The following is a 10764-nucleotide window of genomic DNA, read 5'->3' as shown; positions in this document are numbered from 1 at the left end:
GCTTGCTCGCGAAAAACTCACAGGCGCCGCGTTTACCCAGGAAGCCCGCGTTATCGTTGACGTTTTTCGCGAGCAAGCTCGCTCCTACAGACCACATTTAGGACACGTCCTATGGGATACGGCGTAGCGTATGGCTACTGTGCAGGACTTTCTCTGTACCGACACCCTTACCCATGCGATCCCTGAACGTCCTGATCCTCGAAGACAACCCGTTTCAACTGATGGCCCTGCACCAGATGCTCAATGCCAACGGCGTGTTCAATGTACGCGCCGCGGAAACGGTCGAAATCGCCCGCCAATCCCTGGACAGCAAAGGCCCGGTGGATATCGCCATCTGCGATCTGTACCTGGAGCAGGGCGATGGCCTGGCGTTGATCCGTGAGTTGGCGGAACGCCGCCTGGCCCAAGTATTGATCCTGCTCAGCAACGCCGAGCCCGACGTTCTGGAAGGCGTGGCGAACATGGCGCGCCAATTGGGGCTCAAGGTCTTGGCGTGCTTGCCCAAACCGGCTTCGGCCAAGCTGATCGGGCAAGTACTGAGCGACTGTCAGGAGCACTTGCGTCCAGGGCCAGCGGTGCTGTCCTGGGAGCGCGTCCGTCAACTGCTGAGCTTGAGCGAGCGGGAACAACTGCCGCCCTCGGCGGATGTCAGCCAGGCGACTATCGCAGCCTGTGGCAGGGTCTGGTACCAGCCCATCGTCAGTCAGGCCGGTGTGTTGCAAGGGGTGGAGGCGCTGGCGCGTTGGCAGTTGCAGGACGGTGAGCTATTGCTGCCTGACGAGTTCCTGCCGGTGTTGGAGTTTGCCGGCATGGAAGAGGCGTTTACCTGGCATGTGCTGGAGCAGGCGCTTGGCCTGGCGAACCAGGTGATGGGCGAAAGCGGCCAAGTGCTGCCGGTGGCCGTGAATATTCCCGGGCGCATGCTGGAGCGTGAGCACTTCCCCCAGGTGCTGCAAGGTTTGCTGCAACTTCATGGTGTGCCCGCCCATAGCCTGACCCTGGAGTTGGTGGAAACCTCGACGCTGAAAACCGACAGCGCCCATGTCACCGGGTTGCTGCGCTTGCGCATGTTGGGTTGCCAGTTGTCCATCGGCGACTTCGGCATGGGCGGCACCAGCCTGCAGCATTTGCTGGAACTGCCTTTTACCGAGCTGAAAATCCCCCCGGCGTTTGCCTGTGGGATGGCCAATGATGACCGCAAGGCCGCGGTGGTGGCGGGCGCCATGAGCATGGCGGCGCGCCTGGACGTTGCGGTAGTGGTCACCGGCGTGGAAACCGCCGCCGACTATCACGCCGTGGGCGAACTGGGCGCGGCGTGGCTGCAAGGCTGCTTTATCGCGCGGCCGATGGAGGCCGCGGCGCTCAAGCAATGGATCGCATTTCAGGCTAGGCCAGCCCGTGTTCCTGCACGTAAATAAACAGGGCGGCATCATTGACCAGCCCGAGCTTGCGCATGGCGCTGACTTTTTGCGCGCTGACGGTCTGCTTGCTGCGGTGCAGGTGCGCGGCGATCTCGCCCACCGTCATGCCACCGGCCAACAGGCGAATCACCTCCAGCTCCCGGGGTGACAGGTGCTCCTGGGAATGCAGTCGATCAGCGCCGACTTCCCCGGCCAGGCTCAGCGCCTGGCGGATGGTTTGGGCCACGTAGGTGCGTTGCTGGCGCACCTGGCGGATCGCCTGGGGCAGCTCATCGGCCAGGCTGGCCTTGCTCAGCAGGCCCATCACACCCAATGCCAGGATGGAATGAAACAACCCGGCATTGTTGAGCATGGTCACCACCACAATGGGCAGGTGCGGATAGTGCCGGCGCAGTTGCTCGATCAAGCGCAACCCGTCGGCCTGGGGCTCGACGGGCATCATGAAGTCGGTCACCACCACATCGCAGGTACTGTGTTGCAACAACGCACTGAGGGCCTGGGGGGAATTGGCCTCGCCGACGATGCTGATGTGCGGGTCACGTTCGAGCACGGCGCGCAGGCCAATCAGGAAAATCGGGTGATCGTCGGCAATCACGATACGCAAGGGCGGTTCAGACGCGGCTCTCAAGGCAGGCTCCCGGGATAATCCAGGGATTCTAGCCTGTGCGCCGTTGTTTTTTCTCTGTCATCTTTTCCGTGCATGCTCGTTTTCCTCAAGCAGTGGATTACACAAAAGGTAGAACTTTCTGCTTTGAGCACGGGTCACTTGAATGTCAGCCTCTTCGTGACATTTTTGTTTTTCGAACCTTTTTCGAATGATTGAGTGGTGATCGAGATGGAAAGTATCAACCTATTGCTCAGCCAAGCACTGAGCCCTTATCAGGTTACGCTGACCTCTGCCGGTATGCGCGACGACTGCCTGGTAACCGTGAAGAACCCCGGTGGCGCCATCGTGGTTGAACGTGAAGTCGATCGTGCGCAATTGAGCGACAAGCGCGCGCTGGTGGATGTGGTGGATTGCCTGCTTCGCGACCTGAAAATTGCCGAAGGGCGCCTGGAACCTTCAGTCATCGCTGCCTTGCGCAACGCCTCCCAAACCCGTGGCGGCGCACTGGCATGAAACATTATTTTTCTTCGGAACCTTCCTACAAGGTGGTCAGTCAGAGTTTGTAACAGCAAGAGCAGGCATTGTGCTCCGGTGTTTGTCGCTTGCTGTGCGGGTCTTTTTGTAGACCACGTTTAACCCCGAGTTGTCTCCCCACTGCTCGGGGTTTCTTTTTGCCTGGGATTTGTCAGATCGCGCCATCCTCGCGCAGGCGAGTGATAGCCGCCGCGTCGTAGCCCAAGGCATTGAGCACCAGGCTGTTGTGTTCACCCAGTTGCGGGCCGACCCATTCGCAACTGCCCGGTGTGTCCGAGAGCTTGGGCACGATGCCGGGCATCTTGAAGTCCTTGCCGCCCGGCAACTGCGCCTTGAGGAACATTTCCCGGGCCAGGAATTGCGGGTCACCCAGCATGTCTTCGGCGCTGTAGATACGGCTGGCGGGCACCTCGGCTTTATTCAGTTGCTCAATCACCTGGTCGAGCGACAGCGAATTGACCCAGCGATCAATCACGCCGTACAGCTCGTCGCGGCGAGTGTCACGCCCGTCATTGCTGGCCAGTGCAGGGTCGTTCGCCAAGTCGTCACGGCCGATCACCTGCATGAAGCGCTTGAAGATCGCATCGCCATTGGCGCCGATTTGCACATGCTTGCCGTCTGCGGTGGTGTGGATCGAGGACGGGGTGATGCCGGGCATGATGTTGCCGGTGCGCTCACGGATAAACCCGAACACATCGAACTCGGGGATCATGCTTTCCATCATGGCGAAGATGGCTTCGTACAGCGCCACATCCACCACTTGGCCCAGACCGCCGTTGACCTCGCGGTGACGCAGTGCCATCAGCGCGCCGATCACCGCCCACAACGCGGCAATCGAGTCGCCGATGGAAATCCCGGTGCGCACTGGCGGGCGGTCTTCGAAGCCGGTGATATAGCGCAAGCCGCCCATGGACTCGCCCACCGCGCCAAACCCCGGCTGGTCCTTCATCGGCCCCGTCTGGCCGAAGCCCGAGAGGCGTACCATCACCAGCTTGGGGTTGAGGGCGTGCAGGGTTTCCCAACTCAGGCCGAGTTTCTCCAGCACGCCTGGGCGGAAGTTTTCGATCAGAATGTCGGCGTCGGCCAACAGTTGCTTGAGAATCGCCAGGCCCTCAGGGTGCTTGAGGTTGAGGGTCAGCGACTGCTTGTTGCGGGCCTGCACGAACCACCACAGCGAAGTGCCTTCATACAGCTTGCGCCATTTGCGCAGCGGGTCGCCGCCGTCCGGGGATTCGACCTTGATCACTTCGGCGCCGAATTCGGCGCAGATGCGTGAGGCAAACGGGCCGGCGATTAGAGTGCCCAGTTCGATGACTTTCAGGCCGGCAAGTGGTTTGGCATTAAGCGACATGGGGATCCTTACAAGCGCGGGACGATGATGTACTGCTTTTTAACATAGGCGAGCTGCGTGGATGCAGCGCAGTATTCGTTCAATGCCCTCGCCATCGGTTAGACTGGCCGTCTTTCCTTGTCTTTAGAAGCCCGTTCATGGCCCAGCCGTCCACGACCTACAAATTCGAACTCAACCTCACCGACCTCGACCGCTCGGTGTATGAGAGCGTCAAACAGACCATCGCCCGCCACCCTTCGGAAACCGAAGAGCGCATGACCGTGCGCCTGCTGGCCTACGCCCTCTGGTACAACGAGCAATTGGCGTTCGGGCGTGGCCTGTCGGATGTGGACGAACCAGCCCTTTGGGAAAAGAGCCTGGATGATCGGGTTTTGCACTGGATCGAAGTCGGCCAGCCGGATGCCGACCGCCTGACCTGGTGCTCGCGCCGCACCGAACGCACCAGCCTGCTGGCCTATGGCAGCCTGCGCGTGTGGGAAGGCAAGGTGGTGCCGGTGGCCAACAACCTGAAAAACGTACATATCGCTGCCGTGCCCCAGGAAGTGTTGGAGACCCTGGCCAAGGACATGCCCCGCGTCATCAAGTGGGACGTGATGATCAGCGAAGGCACGATCTTTGTGACCGATGACCGTGGCCAGCATGAAGTGCAACTGCAATGGCTGGTCGGCGAGCGCGGTTAAACCTTGGCTGAACCCGGCTCCCTGTAGGAGCGAGCTTGCTCGCGAAAAACTCCAGGGCACCACGATCACCCAGGCACACGCGTCATCGTTAACCACCTTCGCGAGCAAGCTCGCTCCTACAATGATTAAAGAGAAGTTATCACCACCGTATGCGTATCGATCCCCGCCCACTGCCCGCCGTCCTGCCTTTTCTCGGTGAACTGCCGCCGCTGTTGACCCGCCTTTACGCCGCACGCGGGGTGCAATCGGAAGCCGAGCTGGACAAGAGCCTGGCGCGGTTGATTCCCTATCAGCAGCTCAAGGGTATCGACGCCGCGGTGGACTTGCTGGTGACGGCCCTGGAGCAGCGCCAGCGCATCCTGATCGTCGGTGACTTCGACGCCGATGGCGCCACGGCGAGCACCGTGGGCACTCTGGGCTTGCGTTTGCTCGGCGCGGCCCATGTCGACTACCTGGTGCCCAACCGCTTCGAATACGGCTACGGCCTGACCCCGGAAATCGTCGCGGTGGCGCTGGAGCGCGAGCCGCAGTTGCTGATCACCGTGGACAACGGTATCTCCAGCGTCGAAGGCGTGGCGGCGGCGAAAGCGGCGGGGTTGCAGGTGCTGGTCACCGACCACCACTTGCCCGGCGATGAACTGCCGGCCGCTGACGCCATCGTCAATCCGAACCAGCCGGGCTGTGGGTTCCCCAGCAAGGCCCTGGCCGGGGTCGGCGTGATCTTTTACGTGTTGATGGCCCTGCGTGCGCGGTTGCGCAGCCTGGGTTGGTATGACAACAAGCCCCAGCCGAACATCGGTGAACTGCTTGACCTGGTGGCCCTGGGCAGCGTCGCTGACGTGGTGCCGCTGGACGCCAACAACCGCATCCTCGTGCACCAGGGCCTGGAGCGTATTCGGGCCGGTCGGGCACGGCCGGGGATCAAGGCGATTCTGGAAGTGGCCAAGCGTGATCATGCGCGTATCACCTCCACCGACCTGGGTTTTATCCTCGGCCCGCGCCTGAATGCCGCCGGACGCCTGGATGACATGAGCCTGGGCATCGAATGCCTGCTCACCACCGACTTCGCCGCCGCACGGCAAATGGCCGCGCAACTGGACGGCATGAACCAGGACCGTAAATCCATCGAGCAAGGCATGCAGCGCGAGGCCCTGGCCCAGCTCAAGGACTTGCCGGTGGAGTCGATGCCGTACGGCTTGTGCCTGTTCGACCCGGAGTGGCACCAGGGGGTGATCGGCATCCTCGCGTCACGCATGAAGGAGCGTTATTTCCGCCCGACCATCGCCTTCGCCGATGCCGGCGATGGCCTGCTCAAGGGCTCTGGACGCTCGGTGCAGGGCTTTCATATCCGCGATGCGCTGGCAGTCGTCGCCAGCCAGCATCCCAACCTGATCACCAAATACGGTGGCCACGCCATGGCGGCGGGGCTGACCTTGCCTGAAGCCAACTTCCCGTTGTTCGCCGAAGCCTTTGATGCCGAAGTGCGTCGGCAACTGCGCGAAGAAGACCTCACCGGCCGCCTGCTTTCAGACGGTACCCTGGCGGTGGAAGAGTTTCACCTGGAACTGGCCCGCGCCGTGCGCCATGCCGGCCCGTGGGGGCAGCACTTTCCCGAGCCGTTGTTTCACGGGGTATTTCAGTTGGTGGAGCAGCGGGTGGTGGGCGAGCGGCATTTGAAAGTGGTGCTCAAGAGCGAATGCGGGTCGGTGAAGCTCGATGGCATTGCCTTTGGCGTGGACCGCGAAGTGTGGCCGAACCCGACCGTGCGGTGGGTGGAGTTGGCCTACAAACTGGATGTGAATGAGTTTCGTGGCAATGAGACGGTGCAACTGATGATTGCGCACATCGAACCGCGCTAGTTTTCATCAACACCACGTACCACTGTGGGAGCGGGCTTGCCCGCGATGGCGGACTGTCAGTCAACGCTACTGTAACTGAGCCCGCGCTATCGCGGGCAAGCCCGCTCCCACATTGGGTCTTGGATTAAGCTGGAATTATTCGGCTTTGGCCTGATGCTTGACAATAATATCCACCAACCGCTTGGCCAGCGCCGGGTAGTTCTCATCGAAGTGATGCCCGCCCGGCAGCTTCATGGCTTCGCCCACGGCGGTCTTGTCGGTGCAGCCGCTCTCGTCGACTTCTTCGGCACCGTAGATGCACACGACTTTTTCAGGCGGCAGCTTGGCCATTTCCGGGCCGGTGGCGGCTTCTTTGCCGGCGTTGCCCAGCCAGCCTTCCACTTCGATTTCAAAGCTGCCGGTGCGGGCGAAGGCCAGCAGGATGATCGCGTCTACCCGTTGCTGTTCGTTCTCTGGCATACGGTTGTAGATCGCCGGCAGTACGTCGGCGCCGAACGAGTAACCGGTCAGCACGAAGCGCTTGGTGCCCCATTTCTGCCGGTAGTGTTGCATCAGCTCGGTGAGGTCCTTGGCGCTTTGCTCGGGGCTCTTGTGCTGCCAGTAATAGCGCAGGGTGTCGATGCCCACCACCGGGTAGCCGATCTTCGCCATCTCGCCCGCCACGTCGCGGTCCAAGTCGCGCCAGCCGCCGTCACCGGAGAGGAACAGGGTCACGGTGTCCTTGGCTTGGCCGGCAGGCACCTCCACCACCGGAATCGCCAGGCCGCCGTTGTCCGAACCGACCAGTTGCTTGCGCAGTTCGTTGTTCAGCACCTGTGGGTAATGAATGTCGTAGTCGCTGATGCTGGTCGTAGCGCGTGGTGTGTCACGTACGAAACTGGCGCTCTCATCGTCGGGGTTATCGTTCCACGCCACCAGCCAGTTGCCATGGGCGGCGGTTTTCGGCAGCGGGTCGTTGCAGCCTTCCTGTTTCAGGGCGAAGCCCACAGAGATGGCGTTGGCCTTGTCGTCGTTCTGGGTGGCCAGCCAGCGCCAGGCGAGTGCGGCGCCAGGGCCGATGCCGCTGACCAGGGTCGCCGGGCCTTTGAGCTGGGCCAGGGCGTCTTGCAGGGCTTTTTCCTGCAATGCGCAGTCATCTTTGGGCAGCACCACCTGAACCAGTTGCGCAGCACCGCCCTGGCTCAGGGCCATCAGTTGGCTGTCGGTCAGGGTTTCGTCGGCCATCACCGCCACGGCCACGCGGGCTTTTGCGTTGCTGGCCGGGGTCACGCGGGTCATTACCGAACCGTCGGCCTGGGGCAAGTGCTCCAGGGTCGGCTGCGGGGCAGGGCGGTTCCAGTACCAGAAGCCACCCGCCGCGATCAGCGCAAGCAGCACCACTAAAGCCAATACATACCGCCAGGAGCGTCGAATCATCAGCGTTTCACCAATCCAGTCAAGCCGCCCGCGATCAGGGCGGCGGTATCGGCCAATGCCACCAGCGGATCCAGTCCTGCGGGCACAGCCATGTAACGGGGTTCCCAGTCGGGCTGGAACTTGTCTTTGAAGCGGCGCAAACCTTGGAAGTTATACAGTTGCTCGCCACGGCGGAACACCATCGAACCCAGGCGTTGGGTCAGCGGTGCGCCACGGCGCGGTTGCAAGCCCGACAACGGCACCATGCCGAGGCTGAAGCGCGCGTAGTCGTGGCTCTTATAATGTTGAATCAGGCCCACCATCATGAATTCCATGGTCAACTTGGGCGCGTCCGGGTGGGCACGCATCAGGTCGAGGCTGGCCAGGTCATGGTTGTAGGTTTCGAGCAGGTTGGCGAAGGCCACCGGGCGCCCTTCGAAGCGAATGATCGCGATACGAAAGTGCTTGAGGTAATCATCGCTGAAACGGCCCAGGGAGAAGCCCTTTTCCCGCACATTCTTACCTGTAAGCCAGGCATCGGAGATGACTTTTAATTCATCCATTGGCGCCTTGCCCGGTTCGCAGATCTCCAGGGACAGCCCGTCCCGGGTGCCACGGTTCCAGGTGTAGCGCAAATCCTTCATTTCTTTGCCCTTGGCTTCCAGGTCAAAGCGTTTCAGGTCGACGCGGGCTTCTTCACCCAGCTTGATCGCGGTGAGGCCGATGTCCATGTAGTACGGCAGGTTCTCGGCGCGTACCTGGTAGAACACCGGGCGGGCGTGGTGGATGTCGCACAGGTCGCGGAACTGCCAGATCATCTCGGCGCGCGGCTGGGTCGGGCCGATCGGGTCGTACAGGGCCACCAGGCTACGCCCGCGACGGGCATACATCAGGAAGGCTTCATCGTTGGGGTGAAACAGCAGCGCCTTGTCGCCGGTGAGCGCCAGGCCTCCGTCGGGTTGGGACGAGGCCATCAGGATCTTGCTGGCGCGTTCCAGTTCTTCCGGGGTCGGCAGGTGGATAACCGGGCGTGCCGTGCGCAGCAGCCAGGTCAGCGACACGATCACCAGCAACACGGCGGCGCCGAGAAGCGAACGCAAGCCACGTGGGGCGTTGGCGTCGAGGGTGAACTGCCACCAGAGTTGATGGCTGTAGGGCACGTCCTGATAGGCAAACAGCAGCAGCCATATCGAGGCACCGAGCACACACACACTGGCCACCAGGTACAGCGGCGAAAACGGCAACTCGGTCAGGCGACTGGCGCGGTAGAACGAGCGGCGGAAGATGGCCAGCAGCACTGCGGTCATGGTCATCAGGCTGGCTTCTTCCCAGTCGAAGCCTTTAAGCAGCGAGAGCAGGGCGCCAACCAGCAGCAACACCATGGTCAGCATCCAGGCGGCCGACAACCGCCGGCGCAGGCCCTGGGCGAGCAACAGGCACAACACGCCGATCAGGCTGGCACCGAAGTGCGACGCGTCAATCAGACGATGGGGGATCAGGAAGCCGATGTTTTCCAGGCGTGAGTCGATTTCTGGCGTGGCGCCGGAAAACAGCAGGACCACGCCGGACAAAAAAACCAGGACGGCCAATACTGGCGCTGCCAGCCCCGACGCTACCCGCAGGCTCTGCTGGGTCTGGAACAGGCGCTGGGCCTCGTTGACCAGCAGGAACACACAGGCGATCAGCAGAGGCAGCACCACGTAGATCATGCGGTACAGCAGCAAGGCCGCGGCCAGGGGCGCGGCACCGAGTTTGTCGGCAAAGGCCGCCAGCAGGATCGCTTCGAATACGCCCACGCCGCCCGGCACATGGCTGAGCACACCGGCGGCCAGGGCCAGCAGATACACCAACAGGAACGGGCCGAAGGGCGGCGCTTCCGGCAACAGCAGATACAGCACGGTAGCGGCCGCGGCGACGTCCAGTGCGGTGATGATCAGTTGCAGGAACGTCAGGCGTCGGCCTGGCAGGCGCAGGGTACGGCGCCCGGCCTTGACCAGCAGGTTGTCGGGGTAGGGCTGTTCCGGCAGGCGGCGGCGATAGATGCCGATGCACAGCAGCACCGACAACAGCAGCACGGCGCCGGCAATGCCACCGAGCAGGCTTTGCGATAAATGCAGGTAAGTGGAAGCGGCCGGCAAGTTGCTCAACGTGGCCAGCGCGGCCAGCGGCGGCAGGGCACAGCCAAGGGCCAGGCTGGCGAATACGGTCATGTGCGCCACTTCCGAGGCGCCGATGCCATGCCGTGCATATAAACGGTAGCGCACCGAACCGCCCGAGAGCATCGACAAACCAATGGCGTTGCCAATGGCAAAGGCGGTGAAACCACCCAGGGCCAGGGTTTTGGCGGGCAATTGCACGCCGGCATACCGCGCACCGGAGAACTCATAGCCGAGCAGGATAATGAAGCCGGCGACCGCTGCCGCGAAGGCACCCAACAGGGCGGGCTTGGGCACTTCCAGGATCGAATCGTGCAGGGCGTAGAGGTCCAGCTCCAGCAGCAGGTGCCGGCAGGCGATCAGGGCGATTGCAAACAGCAGAAGCGTCACGGCCAGGCCGATGGGCTGGCGATACTTGCTCAACAGGTCCAGCCACCGCAAACGGGTGGGAGTGATCGGTTGTTCTGCTGTGACGGTGTCTTGTGGTTCAGACGAGTTGGCGCGCATCAATCACCTCGTGGATTGTGCGCGACAGGATGGAGGTATCCAGCCAAGTTACCAATCCCTATGGACAAAATAATTACAAATATTAACGCGGATCACCGGGCGCGGCGACTGCGGCCATTGGTCGTAGAGGGGGAGCGCTTGAGCAGTGAGCATAGCGTGCAATGAGATGGACTCTGCAAACCGTCTACGGTTTCATGAAAGATGCCATGCCATTGTTTCAGAAGAACTTTTTCGTCAGATACAAAAAAGGCCAC

The 10764-nt window shown here is 61.8% G+C and carries 8 protein-coding genes; 4 read left to right on the top strand and 4 right to left on the bottom strand.

The window, feature by feature from the left end; genetic code table 11:
• Window positions 1-173: 173 nt before the first annotated feature.
• Complete coding sequence (locus TX24_RS13450; RefSeq protein ID WP_034133590.1) at window positions 174-1418, top strand: EAL domain-containing response regulator; 1245 nt, start codon at window positions 174-176, stop codon at window positions 1416-1418.
• On the opposite strand, the gene TX24_RS13445 is transcribed toward TX24_RS13450, so the two are convergent.
• Window positions 1387-2049: a response regulator gene (locus tag TX24_RS13445; protein WP_057710505.1), complete on the bottom strand. Its 663-nt coding sequence runs from the start codon at window positions 2047-2049 to the stop codon at window positions 1387-1389. The genes TX24_RS13450 and TX24_RS13445 overlap by 32 nt on opposite strands.
• Window positions 2050-2256: 207 nt before the next feature.
• On the opposite strand from TX24_RS13445, the gene TX24_RS13440 reads away from it, so the two are divergent.
• A complete protein-coding gene (locus TX24_RS13440; protein ID WP_020301357.1) occupies window positions 2257-2541 on the top strand; it encodes a DUF3509 domain-containing protein in 285 nt (94 codons plus the stop codon).
• A 172-nt stretch (window positions 2542-2713) separates the two neighbouring features.
• Here the strand turns inward: TX24_RS13440 and TX24_RS13435 are convergent, their stop codons facing one another.
• Complete coding sequence (locus TX24_RS13435) at window positions 2714-3913, bottom strand: CaiB/BaiF CoA transferase family protein (protein ID WP_057710504.1); 1200 nt, start codon at window positions 3911-3913, stop codon at window positions 2714-2716.
• A gap of 137 nt (window positions 3914-4050) precedes the next feature.
• Here TX24_RS13435 and TX24_RS13430 point away from each other — a divergent pair, with 137 nt between their 5' ends.
• Complete coding sequence (locus TX24_RS13430; RefSeq protein ID WP_003193952.1) at window positions 4051-4593, top strand: YaeQ family protein; 543 nt, start codon at window positions 4051-4053, stop codon at window positions 4591-4593.
• 149 nt (window positions 4594-4742) lie between these two features.
• Window positions 4743-6452, top strand: a complete 1710-nt coding sequence (gene recJ, locus TX24_RS13425; protein ID WP_057710503.1) for a single-stranded-DNA-specific exonuclease RecJ — start codon at window positions 4743-4745, stop codon at window positions 6450-6452.
• Window positions 6453-6587: 135 nt separating this feature from the next.
• On the opposite strand, the gene TX24_RS13420 is transcribed toward recJ, so the two are convergent.
• Together TX24_RS13420 and mprF are read right to left on the bottom strand one after the other, a co-directional pair.
• Window positions 6588-7868 carry a virulence factor family protein gene (locus TX24_RS13420; protein ID WP_057710502.1) on the bottom strand — a complete coding sequence of 427 codons (1281 nt, stop codon included), beginning with the start codon at window positions 7866-7868 and terminating at the stop codon, window positions 6588-6590.
• Window positions 7868-10510 (bottom strand): bifunctional lysylphosphatidylglycerol flippase/synthetase MprF, encoded by a 2643-nt coding sequence (gene mprF, locus TX24_RS13415; protein ID WP_003193949.1) that lies wholly within the window; start codon window positions 10508-10510, stop codon window positions 7868-7870. Before mprF ends, TX24_RS13420 begins: the two co-directional genes overlap by 1 nt.
• Window positions 10511-10764: the final 254 nt, after the last annotated feature.

Source organism: Pseudomonas lactis (assembly GCF_001439845.1).
GTDB classification, from domain to species: Bacteria; Pseudomonadota; Gammaproteobacteria; order Pseudomonadales; family Pseudomonadaceae; genus Aquipseudomonas; species Aquipseudomonas lactis.
The sequence above is the reverse complement of the archived record's forward strand: the minus strand, read 5'-3'. Positions and strand labels throughout refer to the sequence as shown.